The organism is Nonomuraea typhae, from assembly GCF_009760925.1.
GTDB classification, from domain to species: Bacteria; Actinomycetota; Actinomycetes; order Streptosporangiales; family Streptosporangiaceae; genus Nonomuraea; species Nonomuraea typhae.
Window position 1 is genome coordinate 1 of the sequence record NZ_VRLV01000013.1, and the last position, 22863, is coordinate 22863.

The following is a 22863-nucleotide window of genomic DNA, read 5'->3' on the forward strand; positions in this document are numbered from 1 at the left end:
CGGGGTGGACGGAGGCGCGAGGGAAGTGGCTGGCGGACCGGCGTGGGTGGGCGGACCGGCGTGGGTGGGCGGACCGGCGTGGGTGGGCGGCTCGGGGTGGACGGAGGCGCGAGGGAAGTGGCTGGCGGACCGGCGTGGGTGGGCGGACCGGCGTGGGTGGGCGGACCGGCGTGGGTGGGCGGACCGGCGTGGGTGGGCGGACCGGCGTGGGTGGGCGGACCGGGGTGGGTGGGCGGCTCGGGGTGGACGGAGGCGCGAGGGAAGTGGCTGGCGGGCCGGCGTGGGTGGGCGGGCCGGGGTGGGTGGGCCCTTGGAGGTCGGGGGCCGGGGTGGGTGGGCCCTTGGAGGTCGGGGGCCGGGGTGGGCGGAGGTTTCCGGGTGAGCGGGCTCGGGGTCGGGGCCGGATGGCGGGTGTAGGGATGGCGTTGGGACGGCGTCAGGACGGAGTGGGGAGGCGTCAAGACGGCCTGGGAGATGGTCTTGGGGTGGATAGGTTCCTGGGGAAAGGGAGGTAGGTGTGGCAGATCTTGACGGCCTGCTCAACCATGGGTTCCGCTCGCCGTACCCGCGAGGGCCCGAGGCTTCGGGAGGTGTGGGGAATGAGGCCGGGATGGACCGGGGGCGTGTCCGGCGGCTGGCCGAGGATCTGAGCGAGCAGGGGGTGCCGCCCATCGGGCGGGCCATGCGGAAGCTCGTGGGGATGCAGACGCTGGAGGTCATGCCTACCGCCTACACCTTGTCGCTTTTTCTCGCCTACACCGAGGCCGAGGGGTATCTGGTGCAGCGGGTGCGGAGGCGGGTGGCGCGGCTGGGGGAGGCGGTGGTGAAGCTGCACGAGGGTAGGGAGACCTGGCAGGCGGCGGAGGACGCGAGCACGGTGTCGCCGGGGCCGCGGGATGCCTGATCCGTGGGCGCGGGTGCCTGATGCGGCTGTCAGCGGGTTGGAGTATGGGAAGTATCTGGCTCACGCCAACCTGGCGGCGGGGACGGCGGCTTGCACGGTTGTGTGGGCGGGGTGGCCGATCGTGTCGAAGTTGTACGTGCATCAGTACGACACGGGGGCGTTGGCCAAGGGGTATCGGGATCTCGTTGACGCGGCCGGGGATCTGGGGGAAGGGCGGTCGGTGGTTGAGGAGCTCGTCGGTGGGTTGAGCGCGGAGCAGTGGCCTGGGCAGAGCCGGCGGGACTTCGAGGAGTGGATGCGGGGGTACGCCGCGGATCTCAAGGATGAGGAGTTTCTCTCTCGGTCGCTCGGGATTCTGATTCTGGTTTCCGCGGCGGTGTTGTTTGCGTTCGTGGTCTACACCTCGGTGGTGGTGATGAGGCTGGCGTGGATGGCGCTCCAGGTGCTGCGGATGTCGGTGGGCGGCGGGGTGGGGTTTCTCACGGCTCAGGTGACGGTGGGGGCGGCGGCTCGGACGTTGTATGCGCAGGTCGAGATGATGGAGAAGAAGCTGGCCGCCACGCTGCACGGGCTGGCGGGGACCATCACGAGCATGCTCGCGGTCCGGGTCGGCAAGGACAGCTTGACCGGCGACCGGCAGGGGCTTGCGGATCTTCGGCAGGCCACGATGTCGCAGGGGCCGGCGTTGATCTGGGGAGTGGCCAACCATGTGGAGAGGAATCTGACGGCGGCGGCCATGCGAGGAAGGTCGCCACTGGCCAAGGGGTCGCCACTGGCCAAGGGGTCGCCACTGGCCAAGGGGTCGCCGCTGGCCAAGGGGTCGCCTCGGCCGGTCTCGTCCGTGGGCGATCTCGCGGTGAGCAAGCTGCCGATCGCCGCGGCGGCCAAGGGCGCCTTCGATGTGATCAGTGGGCGGATGCCGACCGGGTTCTTCGTGCCTGAGCGGTATGACAACGGCGCCTATGAAGGGTATGAGGGGATTGAGCGGCGCGTTTGAGTCCTCGTTCGGGTTCGATCCGGAGGAGGTGGCCGCGGTCACCGGGGGGTTCCTGGATGCCCTGAGCGGGATTCAGGACGAGGTGGCCCAGGTCGTGGGGCGTGGTTCGGGTGCCGATGGGCACGTTACGGTCGCCTTTTCCGAGTCCGCCGGGGTGCATGAGCTGGTGATCGGGGTTCAGGCCATGCGGCTGGGGAGTGAACGGCTGGCCGAGGCGGTCACCGTTGCCGTCGAAGAGGCTCGGCAGGATCTTCGGCAGAAGGTTGCGGCCCTGATCACGGAGTCCATGGGGGACGTGTCGAGGCTCGAGGAGACCATCGACCGGGTGAGCACGAAGGCCGAGGAAGCGCTGGCCAGGAGCATGCGCAACGCCACCGACCTCACCGATCGGCTCTGAACGCGATCGGTTCTGAACGCGATCGGCGCTGAAGGCGATCTGCGCTGAAGGCGATCTGCGCTGAAGGCGATCCGCGCTGAAGGCGATCCGCGCTGAAGCCGCACATCATCGGCCGACACGAGACAGGCTTGGGCCGCCCGCACGGCGGTCCAAGCCTGTCCATGAAGGGTCAGCCGATCTGGTTGTTCACGATCCCGTCATCGTTGCCGCCCCAGACGTCCTCGTCCTCCAGCAGCCATGTGGACGACTCCCGATCCTGCTCCTCGTTCCCCCCGGCTCCGGCGCCGGTCATGGGCATCATGGGCATCCCTGACCCGCTGAGCCCAGCGGCGCCCGCGCCCGGACCACCGGGTGGGCCGGACAGACCGCCGGCGCCGATGCCCGTCCCCGCCCCTGTGCCGGGGCCACCCGGTACGCCGGTGGGGTGGGGCGATCCGGTCGTGGTGGGTGAGGTGACCGGGTTGTAGGTGGTGGGCTGGAAGTCGGCGAGCTTGGTGCCGTTCGGGCCCCCGTCGGGGTTGTAGGCGGGGATGGTGTTCGGCGGGTTGCCGGAGTTCGGGTTGTAGGCGGGGGTGTCGGTCCCGTTCGGGTATTTGGGGATCGGCGGGTTGCCGGTGCCGTTTCCTGACCCGTTTCCGTTCCCGGAACCGTTCCCGTTGCCGTTGCCGCCGGGGTTGTTGGGGTCGTAGCCGGGCGGGTAGTTCCCGTCGGGGCCCTTGTACGGCGGGATGCCGGGCGGGTTGGGGCCGGGCAGGTCGCCGCCGGGGTTGCTGGGGTCGTAGCCGGGCAGGTCGCCGCCGGGCGGTTTGAAGTTCGTCGGCACGACGCCGGGCCCCTTGGGCGGCGTGTAGGGCGGCGGCGGGGGGACGGAGCCGTTCGGGTCCTTGAAGAGGTCCATCGTGACGTCCTTGGGGAGCTGGCCGTGGGCGCTCTCCATGGCTTCGTTGAGGGCCTTCAACGCCTTGGTGGCGCCTTCGTTCTCCGTCTCCGTGGTCCAGCCGGTGATGCCGGGCAGGTCGTCGTTCCAGCTTCCGCCGAGGAAGCCGGTGCCGAAGGCGCCGTCGTCGCCGGTGGCCCAGTCGCCGTACTTGTGGGCCTGCGGGAGGATGGTGCGGCCGATGTGCTCGAGCGGCCCGCCCATGGCCTTGGACTTCTTGACCACTTCGCCGATGGTGAAGTGGAGTGACTGCAGCGCCTTCTGCGCCTCGACGGAGCCCTTGTCGCCCCAGCAGCCCGCCATGCGCGTGGCCGCCCCCTCGATGGTGGCCAGGCTGTCGTCGAGCAGGTCGGCGATCGCCTTGTAGGCGATTCCGGCGTTCATGATGGGTTCGCCCTGGGTGTACAGAGCGTCGATGATCTTCTTGACCTTCTCGACCTTCTGATCGCCTTTGTCGGAGAAATCCGCTTTGACGAAGATGTTGAAGGTCTCCGTGTCGTTGGCCATGCGTGCCCCCGTTTACACGCTCGCTGTCTGGGTGTTGCCCGATTCGGTGGAGCCGTTGTTCTGTTCTGCCGCCCTGATCAGTCCGAGCGCGATCTCGTACTTCCTGACGACCTCTGAGTAGGTGTAGCCGATGAAGTTGGCCCCGTTGTAGAGGGTCGTGAAGAAGGCGTCAGCAGGCGGCCAGTCCACGTCGTAAAGCGGGTTCCGCGGCATGCTGATCTTGGCCACGGCTTCGGCCTGCGAGCCGGGGCCGGGGCGCTGGAGACGTTTCAGGTCGCGTTCGAGATCGTCGAGGACGTTGCGCAGTTGAGTGACGTTGAACGTGACCTCGTCCTTCTTGGGATCGAGGCCCGGCCAAGTCTTTGTCACAGCTGCCTCCACAAGACCACAAGACGACAAGACTCTCGATTCAGCACACTAGCCCGAAACCCCCCTTACCGCACGAAAAACACCAGCCACTTCTATGCTCGACTACCATGCAGACCCGCAAGGATCTCTACCAGGCACACCGGCTGATGATGCAGCGTATGGGCACGGCGCTGCTCCAGGCCGAGCCCGACGTGCCGGAGGCGCCCATGCGCCGGCAGAACGTGGGGATGTTCGCCGGCATCCTGGTCGCCGTTCTGATCATGGCCGGATTCGGCATTTGGGGCCTTCTCAGCCCCGGGAACGCCACCAAGCTGACCGAGGCCGGGCAACTGCTGGTCGAGGAGGAGAGCGGCGCCAAGTACGTCTACAGCCAGCAGCAGAAGCGCCTGCTGCCCGTGGCCAACTACGTCTCGGCCCGGCTGCTGCTCGACGCCAACGACGTCAAGGTGCGCAACGTCACCGCCAAGTCGCTGGCCGGCTTCTCCCGCGGCCCGCTCGTGGGCATCGCGGGGGCGCCCGACTCCCTTCCCGCCAAGGACAAGCTGGTCAAGGGGCCGTGGTCGGCCTGCGTCACCGAGGGCACGGACGCGGCCGGGGGACGCCGGCCGTACGTGAGCCTTGTGGGCGGGACGGCGGTCGGCGGGCGGCCGATCGGCGGGGACGCGATGATCGTCATGGACGCCAAGAGGCAGGCGTGGGTGATCTGGGCCGATCGCCGGATGCAGGTGTCCGCGGACGGGGTGCGTGCGCTGGGTGTGGGGGGCGTGCGCACGGTTCCGGCGTCCTGGCTGAACGCGATCCCGGTGGGCGGGGACTTCAGCGGCCCTCGCGTGCCCGGCCTGGGCAAGACGGTCAAGCGGCCGGACGGGCCGAAGGGCAAGGTCGGGCAGGTGTTCACCGCGCCCGCGGTCGCGGGCAGCCCGGCGCGGTACTTCGTGCTGGTCGAGGACGGCTACGCGCCGATCTCGGTCACGCAGGCGACGCTGCTGATGAACGACCGCGCCTCCAAGGCCGCATACGGCAAGAACCGGGTGACTCCCCTCCAGATCGACGCGGCGACAGCCAACGCCTACCCGTCGAAGCAGACGCATCTGAACAACGCGATGCCCGCCACAATGCCCAAGGTGATCTCCCCGCCCGCGACGGCGCCGTTGTGCGCGGTGTACGCGGATACGGCCAAGGGCTCGGCGCGGGCCAAGCTGACGGTGGGCGCCACGATCACGATCAACACTCCGCGTACGGCCGGCGTCCAGGAGCGCTTCGACCAGGTGCTGCTTCCGCCGGGCACGGCCGCGGTGGTGGCGCAGTTGCCCGGCGAGACCCAGAACGCCCCGGTGACGCCCTACTACCTGCTCACCGACCAGGGCAGGAAGTTCGCCCTGGCGGCCCCCGACCAGCTCGCCAAGTTCGGCTACGACGAGACGGTGGTCACCCCGGTGCCCAGCCGCATCCTTCATCAGGTTCCGGACGGCCCGAAGCTCGACCCGGTGGCGGCCAAGACCCCGGTGGAGATCGTTCAGTGAACGAGGTCGCGGTAGGTGTCGCGGACGACCAGCAGCCGGTCGCGGCGGAAACGCGGCGGCTCGGCGTCGCGCACCTGCCGCCCGCGCTCTGACCAGAACGCCTCCGGCGGCACGTCGTCGCGGCCTTCCGGGATGAACTTGAGCACTTCCTCGACGGCCGCGCGGGCCATCGACAGCGCCCGGCGGGCCTCGCCGGGCTCGGCGGGCACGTTGCCGGCGGTCAGGTCGGCCAGCCACAGCCACTCGCCGGCGTCGAGGAGCTCGGAGGGCTCGGGCCCGCCGAACGTGGGCCACTCGGCGCCGGGGAAGACCTCGCGGGCAGGCAGCGCGAACAGGTATTCGCGCTCGGCGCCGCACTCGCCGCAGGCGCCGTCGTAGCAGGTGGCGAGCTCGCCGTCGACGCTGACCACGCCGCTGTCCCAGTCGGTTTCGACCGATCCGCACGTGCACGGGTTCAGGTCGAGGTAGACGAGCGCTTCATCCCGGGTGCGGGCAACCGGAAATGTCATCACATAGAACAACCTACTAGGGTGACCGCCATGCGGGCCGCCAGTCCTTTCGAGGAGCACCTCCTGCACGCGTACGACCGGGGCGACCTGACGGCCTGCCTCGCGCTGCTGCGGTTCGCCGACTTCGCCTGCCCGGCCGGCACCCAGCACAAGGAGCCGCACGAGGAGGACTTCGTCTGGCCGACCGTCCAAGCCGAGGGCCGTACCTGGATCGTCGTCTACACCTCCGCCGAGGCCCTGACCTCGACCGGCCTGCCGCCCAGCTTCGTCGTGGTCTCGCTGACCGAGCTGGCCGCCCGGTGGCCGGACCTGCGCTGGGGGCTGGCGGTCAACCCCGGTCTGGCCGCCGCGTTCTTCCTCGAGTCGGGCACGGTGGCCAGGCTCGCCGTACCCACACTGGAGCAGGACCTGGCCGCCGAACCGGACGGCGGCCCGCCGATCGTGCAGAAGCTCCTGCCACCGCCGGACATCCAGCCCCTTCTGGACAGCGAGCGCCCGCGCGTCTCCGGGTACGTCCACCACGCGCTGGACGTGGCGCACATCGCCACGCCGTCCGTGCTCACCGACGCGCTCCTGCGGGACGACGCGCTCACCGACCGGGGCGCGGTCAACATCCTGCGCTGGCCGGCGATCGGCCCCGGCCTCTATCGCACACCGTACGGCGGCGCCGACGAGACCGGCCGCGACGCGGTGGCCGGCTGGGTGGTCGAGGAGGAGCCCTTCGTCGGCATGGGCCTGGTCCCGAACGTCACACAGAACATCAGGGAGTACAAAGTGGACGGCGTGGGCCTGCCGCACGGCGCCGAGATCCTGGAGCTGGGCGCCGACGGCGAGGAGCGCCTGCGCGCCTGGTACGACGCCGACCAGGGCCGCTGGATCCTCACGGGCCGCCCATGAGCTGGCAGTCCTATCGCGCCCGCTGGCGGGGCGCCGACTACGAGGCCGTCCCCGAGCTCGACGGGGGTCAGGTGCTGGTACGGCTGCGCAGCCAGGGCCCCGCCGAGGGTTTTTCCGAGGTACGGCCCGGCCTGTTCGTCCGGGTGGTCCCGGCGGCGGAGTGTGCGGTGGTCTGGCACGTGACCACGTTCTGCGAGTGGCGCGGCGCCCCTTTCCTGGTGATAGATGCCCGCGACGGCGAGCTGCTCCTGGAGTACACCGGCGGCGACGCCGGCCAGGCCGGGCGGCTGGGTCTGGAGCGGGTGGAGCGGGGCGTGCACCGGATCTGGGTGTCCCGCGATGAGGTGGGTGCGCTTGTGGAGACTGCCGTGACCGTGTCAGGCGGATGATCACCAAGTTAACGGATACGTCTTTCGGGACGTTCGGTGTTGTTGTTATATTTCACCCCAATTAAGACCCCGGGGGGTGGCCTTTGACGGAGAAGCAGGAGGCTGACCCTGGGGCCCTGGCCGATGAACTCCGCGAAGCCTTCATCGGCGCCCAAGGAGAGTCGCTCGCTCTCCGGGATCGCGCGCTTGCCGTACAGACCACCGCGAAGTCGCGCGACGGGCTGGTCGCCGCCACCGTCGGCGCCAGAGGCGAGCTGATCAGGCTCGACCTCGACCCCCGCATCTACCGGCGCCCCGACGCCCACGCGCTCGCGGAGTCGATCATCGGCACCGTCCGCGAGGCCAGAGCCAGGGCCATGGAAGAGCTCACCGAGGTCTTCGAGTCGATCGCCCCGCCCGAGCAGATGACCGCCCATCTCAGCGGCGACCTGGACAGCGTGCTCGAACAACTGGCCGGGAAACAGCCAGGAAAGGACGGCAGCCGATGACCGCCGACAACCGGGACGTGGCCATCCGCGAGCCGATCTCCACAGGGCTGGCCGAGTTCGACACGGCCACCTCGGACCTGGCCGCCCGCTACCCCGACCTCGCCCGGCGCATCCGCGCGCTGAACTCCGAGCGCCCATGGGGCACCGGACCCGAGGGGGCGGCCTTCGCCAACCGCTACTTCGAGAACGGCGGGCCCACGGACTTCCTGGACAAGCTTGACGATCTGGTCACGGAGATCGCCAAGTCCGGTCCGCTGCTCCGCAAGGGCGTGGCCAACACCTTGGCCACCGACGCGGCCATCGCGCAGAGCCTGCAGAACCCGAGGGGCCAGGCGTAGTGGCCGGCGGGAGGAACAACTCCACCGAAATCCGGACGCGTCCGGATGAGGGGTTCGACGGTGGCATCGCCACCACCGACGTCGAACCCGCCTGGGAGACCACCGCGTTGCCCGGCTGGGTGGTCTACTACCTGATCCCCCTGCTCACGGCCGGGCAGAGCTGGCCCAAGGCGAGCGAGGCCAAGCTGTGGCAGCTCCGCGTGAGCTACGTGGATCTCATGAACGAGCTCGTGGGCACCCTCGACCCCACCAGCAAGGCCATCACGAAGGTCAACGAAAGCCTCGACTCCCCGGCCAAACCCGCCATCTTCAAACGGCTGGCCGAGTTGTACGGCCAGAACGGCGTGGTCGGCAATGCCGAGAAAGCCTTCCAGTACGCGCAGCAGACCGACTACTTCGCCCGCGAGACGCAGTACTCGAAGCTCTCGATCAACGTCGCCTTCTGGGTGACGGTCGCCGCCGCCTTCGTCGCGCTGGTCATGGCCGGCTTCAACCCGTTGGCGCGGTTCCTGCTGACGGCCATCGGCAGGGCGGGCGCCGCGCGGATCGCCCTCATCCTGCAACGGCTCGCCGCGGCCGTCCGCGTGCCCGGCACCGCCGGGCTGCTCGGGCGGGTCACCTCACTGAGCGGCGTGAGCGCCGGCAACCGGTTCCTCACGCCGATGCTGGTCGCCGAGCTGACCGAGGAGATCCTCGAAGAGGTCTTCATCGACGTGTACGCCCAGTACCAGCAGATCAAGATGGGCACCAGGAACTCGCTCGACTGGGACAAGATCAAGGCCGCCGCCGTCGGCGCCGGCGTGGGCGCGATCGCCGGCACCAGGATGGCCCCCCACCTCTCGCGCTTCGTCAACGGCTGGTCCCCCATCGGGCGGCTCACCAGGAGCGCCGGCGACGACCCCGGCATCGGCAACGCCTTCCGCCGCTTCCCCGGCCGGGCCATGAGCATGGGCCTGAACAACATGATCGCCTCGCCGGTCGGCGGCATCGCGGCCAACGCCATCGTGTACGGCAACGTCGACCTCACCACGATCGGGGACCAGCTGGCCGGCGGCTTCGCCAGCGGCATCGGCCGGTACGGCATGACCAGCCCCTTCAACAGCAGCGTCCTTGGCGCCGCTGTCACCCCGTTCTCCACGCTGAGCAACGTGGTCAACACCGCCTTCGACTCCGCGTTCGGCACCACCGGCGGCCCGTCCAACCCGGGCGACGGCCCACGTCCCAGCGCACCGGACAGCGGCCCCGGAGGGGGAACGGGCCCGACGGGCACGGGGCCCATCCCCGCGCCGCGTGCACCCTCCGACCCCGGTGTGCCAGGTGGCCAGGTCAGGCGGGACTCCGCGCCGGTGGCCCCCGACTCCGACCCCTCAGCCGCCCGGCGGACGCCGCCTGCCGTACCGCAGCCCGAGGGGAACCCGCGCACGAACCCCGCACCCGGCCAGGACGACCAGCGGGACGACCAGACCGCCCAGGACCCCCAGCAGGACGACCAGGCCGCCCAGGACCCCCAGCAGGACGACCAGGCCGCCCAGGACCCTCAGCAGAACCCCGAGCCCGCCGCGCGCCCGGCGAACGCCCAGGACAACACGCCCCAGGGCACCGCCCCGTCCAATGACCGGGCCAGTGCCCCAGACCAGACGACCACCCCGGATCAGCCACCAAACCAGGACCAGTCGGGCACGCAGCAACAAGACACCGCACACCACCAGGACACCAGGGCTGACGCCGAAAACCAGGCCATCACCGACGACCAGCACCCGTCCGGCCCGCAGACCACTACTCCCACCGACCAGAACGTCAGCCCGAGCACCGACACCACCACGACCACCGCCCAGGCCGACGTCGCCCCCCAGCCCGCACCCACCCCCGCGCCCGCCACCGCCCCCTCCCCCGACGTCCAGCAGAGCGCCCAGCCGGCGCCCGGCCCGGTCTCCCGCCTGATCCAGCGCCTCACCCGCAACACCTCCAGCCGCGGCGAGGTCTCCGGCCGCCCGATCCCGCGAACCCGCTTCGTCGCCGACGGCCGCGCCACCACGCTGCCCGACCTGACCGTGACCGAGGCGAAAGCCGCCCTGAACGGCGAGGTCGCCCCCGGTGACGTGGTCCCGGGCGCCACGAGCTGGGCGTGGAACGGCAACACGCTGATCGTCGAGACCGAGGCGTTCGGCCCGCAGCACTTCCGGTTCGAGGTCGGCAGGGTGCGCGGCCGCCGCCTCGGCCGGACGAAGGTGAACGCGGGCACGGCGCAGGACCCCCATCGCGTACGGCTGGCGCCGCGCGTGGCGCCGCAGGAGGTGGGCCGGCTGGTTCTGCACGAGCTGGCCGACACCCTGCATCACCGGGCGCACCCGAGCCAGGGCCCGGTCCGCCGCCTGCTGAACCGGCGCAGCGAGCGGGACGAGTGCCTGACCGGCCGCCTGAGCGAGTACCGGCTGCTGACCCGCCAGCTCAGGGAGGCGGCCCCGGCCGAGCGTCCGCGTATCCGCGCGGAGCTGAACGCGCTGCGCCGGATCCTGCGCGCCCACGGCGTCCTGGACCCGCGACCGCCCGCCCGTCCGCGGCCGGCGCCACAGGAGCTGCTGAACCGCCTGCGCACCCGGGACGCGGCGGTGAACACGACGGCCGACGCGCTGGCGCAGGCGCTGGACACGCAGGTGAACGCCCTGGCCGCGGCCGAGGCGGAGATCCGCGGCCGCATCGGCACCCGCCCGCCCACGCCCGGTGAGCTGGCCGCCCTGCACTCCGCCACCCGCGCCCGCGCGGCTTACGAGCAGGCGCGCACGCAGCTGGCCACGGCGGCGGATCCGGGGGTGACCCCGTTCGCCACCGCGCTGCACAACGCCGGCCTGCTCTATGGACGGTATGTGCGCGCGGCCGGTCCGGCGTCGGCGACCGCGTTGACGGGCACCTCGCCGGTGCAGCTCACGGCGCACATCGCCACGCTGACGAGCACGGCGTCAAGGCTGCGCCAGGCGGCGGAACGCAACACCACCGCACCGGACGCGGCCGCGGCGCAGCGGAGCGCCGCCGACGCCGCGGAGAGCGCGGCGTCGGCCTATCAGCTTCTCGTGGCCGGCCAGGGCACGATGTCGTCAGAAGAGGCGGCCCAGGCGTTGCGGCTGGGCCGTACCTTCGAGCAGCACTACCGGCAGGCGGCGGCGGAGGCGCTGGCGCCCGGCGCGACGGCGGCCCTCGTCGACCAGTTGCACACGCGGCTGCAGGAGCAGGCGCGGCAGCGGTCCGACGCGGCGAACGAGCTGGACGCCGCCATGAAGGCGCAGGTCAGCGCGCTGTACGCCAGCGCACGGGCGCGGCGGGAGGCGGCCAGGGATTACTACGCCGCCTCGGTCGCGGCCGCGCAGCGGGCCGCGGCGGCGCTGGCCGGCGGTGACGTGGACGCGGCGCGTTCGCACCGGATGACGGCCCGTTCGCTGGCCGCCCATGCGCAGGCGCACCTCGCGGCCCGCGATCTGGCGTTGAGCGCCGGCCGCCGGCACGAGCTGGTCTCCAGCCTGCTTCAGACCATGGTCACGCAGGGCACGTTCGACGCCGGCGCGCTGGCCAGGCGGCTGCAGTACGCCGAGGCCAAGCTGGCCGAGTTCCGCCGGGCGGCCGGCGACCTGCCGCCGGACGTGCCGCCCGCGGTGGCGCTTCCTCCCACGCCCGCCGGGCCGGTGGAGCGGCTGCGCGCGCAGACGCACGAACAGGTCGAGCACCTCACCCGTGAGAGGGACCACTGCGCGGCTCTGGCCAAGATGTACGACGAGCAAGTCCAAGAGGCGCAGAAGGAGCGGAACGCAGCCACCGAGAAGATCGCCAAGGCCGACGAGGACAAGGACGCGAGCAGCGACAGCCGCAAGCGCCAGGCCGAACGGACGGTCCTGCAGGCCGACGACGCCATCGCCGTGGCCACGCGCAGAGCCGAGACCTACCGGAAGGCGGTCACCGCGGCGGAGGAGGCGATCCGCGCGGCCGACGCGGTCTTCGCCGCGCTCGACGGCTTCGCCACGGCCGGCAATCCGCCCGCCGCGCTGCTGCGGGCGCGGACCGAGCTGGATGAGCTGTCCACGCGGTTCGCGGCGGCGTTCCAGGCCACGGAGCCGGCACAGCAGGCGCTGACCCAGATGTTCCTGGCGGGCCCGGTCGCCGACGTCGGCCCGCTGACCCGCGCGGTCAACATGATGCTGGCGGAGATGCACTCCACCAAGCGCTACACCCCCGAGGAGATGACCCGGCTCGTCCGGCAGACGTTCCGCCGGGTGGTCTCGAGCGACGGCGTGGTCCTGCGCATCAACGCGGGCAACGGGCTGGAGCTGCGGCTCACGCTCACATTGAACGGCTTCCGCGAGGTCGCCGACCCGAAGGCCAAGCACTCCCAGACCATCTCGGGACACCTCCCGCAGGGCGGCGGCTCGGTGGCGAACACCAGCAAGATCTCCCGCGACGTCGGCGGTTCGATGAACCCGGGCTGGTTCATCGCGCCGTTCGTGGTGCTGGAGGGGGCGACCGGGCGCAGCAGCAACGTCTCGGTCACCAACTCCGCGGGCGAGTTCGCGCTGAGCGGCGGCGTGATCGACGACCGCGGCAACGCGGCCATGTTCGAGGCCGACGCGCAGTGGACGGTGCAGGTGCGCGCCGTGGACGGCTCCGTCCGGCAGACGCTCCTGCTCGACGTCGCGCAGGACGAACGGCAGCGCCAGCGCGTCTGGGTCTCGCACGCCTACCTCGAGAGCCGGCCGCGGAACCTGGTGCAACTGCCGGAGAGCGAGCGCGGCACGACTCCGTTCCCCGAATGCCCCACGACCGGCCTGACGAACATGCCGGACATGGCGGACGCGGTGACCCGCGTCCTGCGCGCGAACGGCCTGGCCGACGCGCTCTCCCGCGAACAGATCCTCACGATGATGACCGAGGACCTGCCGAGCTCCTACCGGCAGGCCATCGTCGATCCGGCCGGCCTCAGCCGGCCGGTGATGGTGAACGGGCGGCTGCGCGCGATCGTGACCGTGCAGGCCAGGCCGGTGGGCGAGATGGCGCCCGTGGGCACCGTGAGCTCCAGGCACCGGCTGGAACGGCTGCGCGTCGCCTTCACCCAGTCCACCCTGAGCCACTCCAGCGGGTCCGGTGCCCGGCTCGGCGGCTCGGGAGGGCTGTCGCTCGACCCGGCCGACTCGGGGCTGCCCGAGATCGCCGAAGGGCTGCGCGCGACCGGCGGCTACACCTACTCATGGGGGCGCAGCCGCTCCTCCAGCGCGGGCAGCACGGCGATCCACCCGAGCGCGATGCCGTTCTCCGGCGACACGCAGGCATACACCGGCACGTTCGAGAACGTGATCACGATCCACCTCCCCGGCAAGGGCCCGATCGTGCTCGATCCCATGACCAGCACGGGCCTGTTCCGCGCCCCCCTCTGGGCCGCCTACCAGCACGGCTGGGCCGTGGACGCGGACGCCATCGCCGGGCTGCTGCCCAGCGGCGCGGCCGTCCCGCGCAGCGCGCCCGCCACCACCCCACCGGAGGGCAAGCAGGACAAGCCGTCGCCCGTGCTGGGCAGCGGGAAGAAACTGCTGCGCGGCGCGGGCGCGGCCTCCGTCCAGAACCTCACCGGCATGGCGGAGATGCGCGCCGAGGCCGAGGCGGAGCTGCGCAGGATGGGGCTGCTCCCCGAGATCAGGAACGGCGTGAAGCGCTACTCCAGGGACCACCGGACCATGGTGAGCCAGTACGCCAACGAGCAGCTGATCTCCGAGCACCTGTCGCCCGCGCGGGTGGAGACCGGCTACGACCAGGCCGCCCAGGAAGGCATCTTCGTCACGCTGACGAGGGAGCGCACCGGCCGCGCGACCGAGTTCTACACCATGCGCATCAAGCTCGACCAGCGGTGGAACGAATACGAGTTCGTCGAGATGAGCCACGACGAGGCGCTGGTGACCCTGGAGATCGCCTCCGACTCCACCTCCAGCTCCACGAGCCGCTCCACCACCCGCAAGGTGCCGGTCGCCCTCGGCCGCAGGGAGAAGGACGAGGAGGGGTACGCGCTCGCCTCGGGCGGCGCCGGCTACAACCGCAGCAGGTCGACGGAGAACACGCGCTCCAAGACGCTCATGCGCAACGACGTGACGCTGGCCGAGGCCCCCGAGTCCGCCACCGGCCGGGTGCCGCACACGGGCAGGATCGACCTGCTGTCCGACGACGGCAAGGTCAAGAACCTCGTCAAGGACGTCGAGGGCAGCGCCGAGGTCTCGCTCCCCGTCGGGATGCTGGCCGGCACGAGGCCGAGCCCGAGCCCGCAGTTCACCACCACGCCGGCGATGCTGCGGCGCGGCATGGTGACGCACCTCGACACCGGCGACCCCGCACAGGCGATCGTGAAACTGCTCGGCGGAAGGGTGACCTACGACTCCGTCCAGTTCCACGAGCTGGCCGCCTTCTTCGGGGTGCGCAACCTGGTCGCCCACCCCGACGTCTTCACGCCGCACGGCATCCGGACCGGCTTCGACACCCAGCCGTCGATGGAGGAGCCCACCCACGTGCCGGTCAGGATGCGCCTCAAGCCCGGCCCGTCGGAGTTCGTGGGCGAGATCGAGGAGGTCAACGGCGACATCAACCTCACGCTGAACGCCCACGGATACAAGCGCTCGGTCTCCAGGCGGCAGGGCGGCGAGGCCGCGCTCGGCCTCCAGCTCCCCGGGACCCCGGGCGGCGAGGGGAAGATGAGCGGCAGCGGGGGCGTCACGACCAGCCGGGAGACCAAGGAGGTCTACGGCCCCGAGCGGCTGCGCATCGACGTCGGCAAGCAGTACCGGTTCAAGATGACCACGACGGGCACGATCAGCGCCCGCCTCGACGGCGCGTGGAAGACGGCCGAGCTGCCCGAGGGCGCCGTCCTGTACGACCTGCCCGAACGCGACGCCCTGGACATGTACGCCGACGGTCAGCTCGGGCTGCCGCTGGACCAGCTCGCCGACGCCGCGGAACGCCTGATCAACGGCAACCTCAAGCTCACCGAACGCATCGCCGTACGCTTCATGGCGCGGTACCTGAGCGAGGCCGAGGCGGCGGGGAACCCGAGGCACACGCTCGAGCAGGCCAATGAGGCGCTCATCAAGATCTTCCCCGCGCGCACCCTGCCCGCCCTGATCCCGCCGGGCGCCAAGCCGCAGGCGGCGAACGAGACCGTGGCACAGCTGCGCCGGCGCATCCTGAAGGACTCCGATCCGCAGGCGCTGCTGCGGCTCATGCTCACCGAGGCGCACCGGCTGCACGACGGCCAGGTGTCCGGCGACGTGGCCCCGCACTACGTCCACAACATCGGGATGAGCACGATCAGGGACGTCACCCTGCACTCCGAGCAGAACCCGGGCCAGGAGACGGACGTGCTCACCGAGGTCCTGGACATGTTCGACACCATGTCACCGGGCATGCTCGACATGGACTCGGAGTTGTGGCGGGCCCTGGCCGGCGAGTACAGCCTCACCACGTGGACCGGCAAGATCGACAACATGCAGGACCACGAGTCCGCGCCCGTCGGCTTCACCATGCGCATCGGCAACCAGGAGGAGTCCTACGAGCTCACCATCCGCTCCGAGCTCGACGAGCACCTCGAGTACCGCGGTGAGATCCACGACCACGGCCAGATCCTCCAGACCTACACGATGCTGGAGGAAATCTTCTCCCAGGTGAAGAGCCTGACCGGCAGCCCGTCGGTGAAGGGCGGCCAGCCCACCGGCGACGCCACCGGCTCGACCGACCGGGGCGGCTCCACCTCCGGGACCAGCGCCACTCAGGAGACCCGCATCCAGCGCGCCGCCCTGTTCAAGGACGCCGAGGGCGACGCGCGCCAGGGCATCAGGCTCACGATGGAGCTGCGCCGCGTCACCCGCACCTTCCCCGGGCCCAAGGTGGTGACCAGGCAGCTGTCGGGCACCGTCGACCGGGTCATCCCCGCCGGCATGTACGCCCCGGAGACCACGATGGCGCCACCGGCCGAGCTTCCGGCCGACCCCCGGCCGACACCCATCCCGGACGGCTTCGCCACGGAGTCCACGACCGCGCCGGGGCTGGCCGACGCCATCATCAGCCGGGCGGAGGAACTGCTCAAGCGGAAGCTCACCCGCGAGGAGGCCAACGAGATCCGCGACAAGGTCACGGGCAACGGGCGCAACTGCCTGTTCGAGCGCATGACCGACGAGCAGGGCTTCCGCATCGTCCGGCTCCGGCTCAACGGCAAGCAGGAGATCCACGTCAGCGTCCGGGCCAAGACCACGCTCAGGTCGGTGATCGCCGAAGGCACGAGCGGCTACGAGGGGGGCCGCGTGGACCGCGGGCAGGTCACCTCCGGCGTGAGCAGCGAACAGACCCAGGTGAGTCCCGTCGCCGGAACCTTCGGCGTGCCCCTCGGGCCGGTGGCCAACGCCGCGGTGAGCATGCGCGACCAGTCCGGCGACCGCGCCTCCATCGGTGGCGGCAACCGCGACGAGACCACCGTCGCGGAGAAGGCCGACGGCTCCCACCTTCACTACCGGGTCGACTACGACGTCGTCTACGAGACCGTGGACGTCACCGACGACGCCGGCACCACGCCACGCGGCCGCGTCGTGCAGCAGAACGTCGTCACCGGAGAGGCCCACCTCATCCAGTTCGACCACGACGTCGCCGCCGCGCGGGCCGAGGCAGAGGCCCGGCCCACGGCGCCGCCGCCGCTGCGGCAGCCGGTCGCCGGCCCGCTGATGCCGCCGATCTCCCTGTCCGGGCTCTACGCGGACACGGGGGCCGCGGACCACACCGGCCTGCTGGACACCCTGCGCGGGCGGGGCGGGCCGATCCACCTCGCCGGTGACCTGGCGGCTCGGCCGTACGGGCAGATCACGCAGGCGCGGCTGCTCGCCCGCGACCTCGGCGCGGACGTGTGGATCACCGTGCCGGGGCAGAGCGGCCTCGCCCACGTGTACATCGCCACGCCCGACGGCGCGCTGCACGGCCAGGGGGCGCACGACAGGAGCTTCACCGACCGCTTCGCGACGGTCCCGTCCGAGCTGGTGGATCTGGCCGACCGCAACGGGATCGACCTGCGCGCCCTGCACGAGCGCACCCGCGCGCAGCGCCCCACGCTCGCCGACCAGCTACGGCAGGAGCTGACCAGGCGGGCCGTGCCCCTGCCGACGCGGCCGAAGGCGTCCTGGCCGGTGGCCACCGTGCCGGACGACTCGACCTGGACCGGCGCCGGGTCCTACACCGTCACCGGCCGCCCGCTCCCCGGCACCGGGTTCGTCGCGAACGCGCGTGACGCGGCGCTGCCCGACCTGAACCTCGACGAGATCAAGGCCGCCGTCGACGACATCGCGCGGCGCGACTTCGGCGGCGCGGTGCAGACCTGGGCCTGGAGCTCCGGCACCACCCTGCGCGTGATCATGTCGAACGGCGCCGAGCACCACTTCCGGTTCGAGGTCAAGCCGCTGGAGCCGGAGATCCCCTCCGACCGGCTGGGACGCACCCGCGTCACCACCGGCACCGCGGACAACCCCCATCGGGTACGGCTGACGCCGCGCGTGTCCCCGCAGGCGGTCGCCAGGCTCGTGATCCACGAGATCAGCGACACCCTCCAGCATCTGGCCGCCCCGCACGGGCACACGCACGCGCACCCGGCCGAGGACGGCACACGCGACGAGTGCCGCACCGCCCGCGAGAACGAGCACCGCTACCTCAGCCGCAAGCTGGCCGAGGCCACGACGGTGGACGAGCACCGGAGGCTGCAGGCCGAGATCGACGCGGTCCGGCGCGACCTCCAGGAGCGCCTCGGCACGGCGCCACCGCCCGACGACTTCGACCGGCTGCTCAACTGGGGAACCCAGCCGGACGAGCTCACCGAGATGGGCGTGGTGGGCCGGCCGGAGCGCCTCGGGGAGCACGCCGCCAAGGTGCGCCTGAAGGACGGCTCGATGGCCGTGCTGATGGAGTGGGGCACCGCCCAGACGCGCGACCTCCACGTGGCGCTGGCCGCGCTCGGCACCAGTTTCGGGCTGAACCTGCCCCGCGTACGGCCGGCGGGCGAGCGGCATCTGCTGGTGGACTGGGTAGGGGGCGGCCCGGTCACCGATCCGATCGCCGTCTCGCCGCGTGACACGGTGCTGATGGCGTACTTCGACAGCCTGACCGGCATCCACGACCGCGCCACCCACGTGCGCGTGGACGCCCGCGGCCGCCTCGCCCCGCTGCCCAGGTTCGCCACGATGCGCCTGCCCCACGTGACCAACGCGCCGACCCGCATGTTCTACCGCAGGGACGCCTCCGGCGCCGCGGCCTGGCGGGCCAACCCGCTGACGCCCCAGGACGCCACGGACCTCGGCAACATCCTGGCCTCGTACGAGGCCACCTTCGCGCGGATCGGCGAGACGACCGTCTACCGGACCATGCTCGACCGGCACCACATGATCGCCCCGCACGCGGCCGGCACGACCGGCGTCTTCAGGGCCGCCCCCGGGCAGGACCTGCCAATGGCCGACGTCGAGGAGCTGGAGGTCGTCGACGACGCGATGCGGGCCCTGACGGACACCGGCGAGCCGGTCCAGGCCGGGACCGTCGTCGATCCGGTCGCCCGCCTGGCCGAGAACGTGGCCCGGGACGTCGTCGCCGAGCGCACCGGGCCGCTGGGCCGGATCGTCACCCTGGCCGACGGCTCCGAGGCGCTGGCCCTCCCCCTCGCGCAGGCCGGGACCGTGCTGGAGCGCGCCTGGGTCCGGCACGTGCTCGGCCTGCCTGGCCCCGCGATCTACCCCGCGCCCGACGGCAACGTCTACCAGGCGGTCGGCAGCGACCTGCTGCGCCGCAGCGCGGAGACCGGCATCCGGCGGTTCGCCCCCGCTCCGGCACGCGCCCGGGCCCCGCGGGCCGCGTCCATCGACCTGGTGCAGTTCAACGACGGACGGTGGGCCATCCGGCACACCTACACGGACGTGGCGACGGCCGACGCGGCCGAGGCCGACCTGGAGACGCTGCATGCCGCCAGGGACGGCGAGCCGGGCTTCTTCCGAATCGGCCCGGTCACGCTCTACGAGCACCGCTTCACCCCGGGCCGGGTGACCGAGGAGATGGTCGCGCCGCTGGCCGCCCGTGCGCTCTACTTCGCGCTGACCGGCCAGGTGAGCGAGGAGCTGTACGCCTGGCTGCTGGCGGAGAACCCGACGCTCGACTGGTTCGGCCAGAACGTCGGCGGCCTGTTCTTCGTCCCCGGCGCGCCCGTCGTGTCCGCGGCCGACCTCGAGACGATCACCCGGCGGCTGGCGGAGATCCAGGGCAACTTCGAGTGGGCCGGGATCGCCGGCCGTCACGACCGGCTGACGTCCGCGCTCGAGGCGTTCCGGGCCGCCCCCGGCGCCGCGACCGTCCTCCTGGGCGCCTTCGCCACCCCCGCGGCCTACGATCACAGCGCTCCCGCGTGGCAGCCTCCGGAACCGGGCGCCCCGCTCCTGCCCGGCCTCCTTCAGGGCGACCACCTGCGCCGCCTCTCCGCCGAGCCGGACCCCGAGCTGATCGCGCGGGCCGGCGCCGAGCTGGCCGCGATGCCCGCCGACGTCGGGCAGGTCCACGCGTGGGTGCCCGCGGACCGGCTGCCCGGCTGGATCCAGCCCGGCTCCGTGGTCACCTTCAACGGCCTGCTCGAAGGCGTCCGCGACCCCGCCTTCGCCGGGGAACGGCCCCACAGCGTACGGCTGGCCGTCTTCGGCGAGCACGTGCCGGTCAGCGAGGTGTCCGGCAAGCCGTACCACGCCGTGTTCCGCCCCGGCACCCGGTTCAGAGTGCTGGCGACGGAGACCCTCGCGACGGGCGAGCGGCGATGCTACCTGGTCCAGCTGGGGGTGGGCGCCGCCGCCGCGCCGGCGCCGCAGGTGGCCGCGGCCGACGCGCGCCTGCGCGACGCGGTCGTCCTCACCCCGGGCGGGATCCGGCTGCGCGCCGAACCGGACACCGCCGAGCTGTCGCCGTCCCCGCCGCGCCTCGACGGGGCCTTCCACCTGGAGGCCCGCTTCCAGGACGGCCGGTTCCTGATCGACGGGCAGGCCGTCGGCGCCGCGGACGTGGCGGCGCTGCTACGCGAGAGCGCAGTCCTGGGGCGTGACGACGTGATCCTCATGGGCGGGCCCTTCATGGGCGGCCTGCCCCAGGAGCTCGCCGACCGGACCGGGAACATCGTGCTCGCCGGGGACGGGCCGCTCCCCATCGCCGCGCCGGGCGAGAGCGGACTGCGGACCTACCTGCCCCGCGGCGGCGCCACGCAGGCCGCCATCGCCCGGCTCGGCCAGTGGACCCGCTCCGGCCCGCCCCCGATGCCCGCGCTCAACCCCGGGCAGCGAGAGCTGATGCTCCGGCACCGGCAGGAGGTCGACGCGGGCATCTGGCTCCGGGAATCGGGCGGCGCGGTCGCGCCCACCGCGGATCCCCGGCTGCTGCGCCGTACCTCCGGGCTGGTGGACGTGGTGGTGACCGGCGACGGGCGGGGCCGGTTCCTGATCGGGCCGGAGGCCGTCAGCGTCACCGACCTGGGCAGGATGCTGGCCGCCGACCCTCGGCTGCGCGCGGAACCCGGCGCCGCCCTGCGCATCCTGGGCGGCGGCGCGATCGAGCAGGCGGCGCTGCAGCGCCTGGCCGATCTCACCGGGCGCGAGGTGCTGGCCACCGACCGGATCGTCTTCATCGGCGCCGACCGGCGTCCGCACGTGGCCGCGGCCGTGGAGTACTCCGCGGACGGGCGGCCGGTCTTCCGCGAGCTGCCGCCCGGGGCTTGGCGCAGCACGTTCCCGCAGGTCACCATCGCGCCGCAGCGTGGTCCTGTCACGGACGTCGCCGGCGGCCCGCCGCCCGCGCGCCCCGCGCTCTCCCCCGAGCTGCTCGCGGCGGGCGTGGCGGCGGCCGACGGCGACTGGGAGATGCTGCGGCGCGGCTCCGACGGCGTGACCCAGGTGCTCAAGGACGCCGGCGGGCAGCCGATCCTGATCAGGAAGACCTTCACCGCGGAGGACCTGGCCGCCGCCGAGGTGCTGGCCAGCGCCATCGGGCGGGCGATCGGCGCCGGGGTGCCGGACGTACGGCCCCATCCCGGGCGGCCGGACACGGTGTTCATGCAGGACGTCCCCGGACCCCGGCCGGCTCGCGACCATCCGGACGCCGCCCTCCTCGAGCTCCTCGACCGGCTCACCCCGCAGGACGTGGATCACCTGGCCGACATCCTGCGGAGCTTCCGGCCCGCCTTCGAGGAGCGGCGGCTGACGGCGGCGTACGAGGCCATGATGGACCGGCTCTACCGGCTCGGGCCGCCGGCCACCGGCCGGGTCCGGTACCACTTCGGGCCCGGGGAGGCGGGGCGGTGAAGCTGGCCAGGGTCTTCGACGGGGTCCGGGACGGCGTGCCGTACTTCCTGCCCGATCACCCGCGCGGGGCCGACCCGGCGCTCGCCGCCTACCTGCGCGCGGGCGCCCCGATCCTGGTCACGAGAACCATGGAGCAGGACCGGCTCGACCCGGGGCGCGGCGCGGTGGTGCCCACGACCTTCCGCACCGACGGCGTCTGGGTATGGACCGACGCCGTCGTGTACTACCTGGAGACACACGGCATCCGACCCGACCCCGGGCTGCGCGCGCACGCCGCGGCGCGCGGCTACCGGATGCCCGAGGTCGGCGAGGAGATCGCCCGCCGCATGCTGGAGGGCCTGCCGGCGGCGCCCGGCTTCACGCTCGCCGTGGACGCGGCCGAGCGGCCGGTCACCGTCGAGACGGACACGGGCACGCTGAGCGTCGCCGCCGGGCTGAGCGAGGACGAGCTCGCCGTCCTCGCGCGGCTGATGCGGCTAGACGGGTAGCGACGGCATGCCGCCGCCGCCCGTCGCGGGAAGCTGCTGGGCCAGCTTCGGGTCCTGAAGGAGCTGCGGCGTCAGCCTGCCCGTCGCCTGGTCGTTGCCCAGGCCCGTGCCGGAGAAGTTCGCCTGGACCTCCATGCCCATGAACTTCGCGCTCTGCTCCGCGGTCAGCGCGGTCACCCCGGAGTACAGCAGGCCCAGCGCCACCAGGAACGTCATCAGCTTCATCATCGTCGGCCTGATCGTGGCCCACAGGCCGGAGACCACGGCGTTGCTCCCCGCCTCGGCGGCCAGCGCCGTGACCGGAGTCGCCTTCGAGGCCAGCAGCACGCCCGCCCACACGGTCATGGCCGTGGCGATGCCCATCGCCACCCAGGAGAGCGTCTCGTAGAGGTTGCCGCACGAGTCGAGCGCGTCACCGACCCCGTCACGCTGCTTCTCGCAGTTCTCCGTCTCCGAGATGAAGCTCTTCAGCGTGCTGTCGACGATCTCGCGGGTGCCGGCCTCCCATTTGGCGTCCGTCTGCAGGCGCTCCAGCAGCGACTTGACCGAATCGCGGATCTCCCCCAGCTCGGCGGTCGAGCCGCCGGCGTTCTTGGTCTTCCACTCGGCGGCCGCTCTCTTCATCGCCTCGGGGTCGGAGATCACCATGCCGAGCGCGGCCGCGATCGAGAAGGCCAGCGGGCGGCGGATGACGAACGACGCGGCCAGCGTCATCGCCGCGGCGGTCACGAACCTCTCGCGTGCCCCGAATCCCAT

General features: G+C 72.1%; 14 protein-coding genes. 10 read left to right on the forward strand and 4 right to left on the reverse strand.

From position 1 onward, the window contains the following. Positions 1 to 610 precede the first annotated feature (610 nt). The 3 genes from FVE25_RS37815 to FVE25_RS37825 all read left to right on the forward strand — a co-directional run bounded on the left by FVE25_RS37815 (position 611) and on the right by FVE25_RS37825 (position 2298). Positions 611 to 904 (forward strand): hypothetical protein, encoded by a 294-nt coding sequence (locus FVE25_RS37815; protein ID WP_157252304.1) that lies wholly within the window; start codon positions 611 to 613, stop codon positions 902 to 904. Between the two features lie 121 nt (positions 905 to 1025). Then, complete coding sequence (locus FVE25_RS37820; protein WP_157252305.1) at positions 1026 to 1901, forward strand: hypothetical protein; 876 nt, start codon at positions 1026 to 1028, stop codon at positions 1899 to 1901. Positions 1902 to 1929: 28 nt separating this feature from the next. Then, positions 1930 to 2298, forward strand: coding sequence for a YbaB/EbfC family nucleoid-associated protein (locus FVE25_RS37825; protein WP_157252306.1), 369 nt, complete (start codon positions 1930 to 1932; stop codon positions 2296 to 2298). Positions 2299 to 2467: 169 nt separating this feature from the next. Here FVE25_RS37825 and FVE25_RS37830 read toward each other — a convergent pair whose 3' ends face one another. Beyond that, entirely contained in the window at positions 2468 to 3742 is a 1275-nt protein-coding gene (locus FVE25_RS37830) for a hypothetical protein (protein WP_157252307.1), read from the reverse strand. 12 nt (positions 3743 to 3754) lie between these two features. After that, positions 3755 to 4111 carry a hypothetical protein gene (locus FVE25_RS37835; protein ID WP_157252308.1) on the reverse strand — a complete coding sequence of 119 codons (357 nt, stop codon included), beginning with the start codon at positions 4109 to 4111 and terminating at the stop codon, positions 3755 to 3757. A 107-nt stretch (positions 4112 to 4218) separates the two neighbouring features. Between FVE25_RS37835 and eccB the strand changes: the two genes are divergently transcribed. Beyond that, positions 4219 to 5634 (forward strand): type VII secretion protein EccB, encoded by a 1416-nt coding sequence (gene eccB / locus FVE25_RS37840; RefSeq protein ID WP_157252309.1) that lies wholly within the window; start codon positions 4219 to 4221, stop codon positions 5632 to 5634. Here eccB and FVE25_RS37845 read toward each other — a convergent pair. After that, the gene (locus tag FVE25_RS37845; RefSeq protein WP_157252310.1) at positions 5628 to 6143 is read right to left on the reverse strand and encodes a hypothetical protein; all 516 of its coding nucleotides are present in this window, start codon (positions 6141 to 6143) and stop codon (positions 5628 to 5630) included. The two genes, eccB and FVE25_RS37845, sit on opposite strands and share 7 nt — an antisense overlap. A gap of 30 nt (positions 6144 to 6173) precedes the next feature. Between FVE25_RS37845 and FVE25_RS37850 the strand changes: the two genes are divergently transcribed. The 6 genes from FVE25_RS37850 to FVE25_RS37875 all read left to right on the forward strand — a co-directional run bounded on the left by FVE25_RS37850 (position 6174) and on the right by FVE25_RS37875 (position 22107). Further along, on the forward strand, positions 6174 to 7040 hold the full coding sequence (locus tag FVE25_RS37850; protein ID WP_157252542.1) for an SseB family protein: 867 nt from the start codon (positions 6174 to 6176) through the stop codon (positions 7038 to 7040). After that, positions 7037 to 7429 (forward strand): hypothetical protein, encoded by a 393-nt coding sequence (locus FVE25_RS37855; protein WP_157252311.1) that lies wholly within the window; start codon positions 7037 to 7039, stop codon positions 7427 to 7429. Before FVE25_RS37850 ends, FVE25_RS37855 begins: the two co-directional genes overlap by 4 nt. Before the next feature lie 83 nt (positions 7430 to 7512). Beyond that, the gene (locus FVE25_RS37860) at positions 7513 to 7917 is read left to right on the forward strand and encodes a YbaB/EbfC family nucleoid-associated protein (RefSeq protein ID WP_157252312.1); all 405 of its coding nucleotides are present in this window, start codon (positions 7513 to 7515) and stop codon (positions 7915 to 7917) included. After that, complete coding sequence (locus FVE25_RS37865) at positions 7914 to 8255, forward strand: hypothetical protein (protein ID WP_157252313.1); 342 nt, start codon at positions 7914 to 7916, stop codon at positions 8253 to 8255. Before FVE25_RS37860 ends, FVE25_RS37865 begins: the two co-directional genes overlap by 4 nt. Next, positions 8255 to 21619, forward strand: a complete 13365-nt coding sequence (locus FVE25_RS37870; protein WP_157252314.1) for a WXG100-like domain-containing protein — start codon at positions 8255 to 8257, stop codon at positions 21617 to 21619. Before FVE25_RS37865 ends, FVE25_RS37870 begins: the two co-directional genes overlap by 1 nt. Then, positions 21616 to 22107 (forward strand): hypothetical protein, encoded by a 492-nt coding sequence (locus tag FVE25_RS37875; RefSeq protein ID WP_157252315.1) that lies wholly within the window; start codon positions 21616 to 21618, stop codon positions 22105 to 22107. Before FVE25_RS37870 ends, FVE25_RS37875 begins: the two co-directional genes overlap by 4 nt. Here the strand turns inward: FVE25_RS37875 and FVE25_RS37880 are convergent. Next, on the reverse strand, positions 22096 to 22863 hold the full coding sequence (locus FVE25_RS37880; RefSeq protein ID WP_157252316.1) for a hypothetical protein: 768 nt from the start codon (positions 22861 to 22863) through the stop codon (positions 22096 to 22098). The two genes, FVE25_RS37875 and FVE25_RS37880, sit on opposite strands and share 12 nt — an antisense overlap.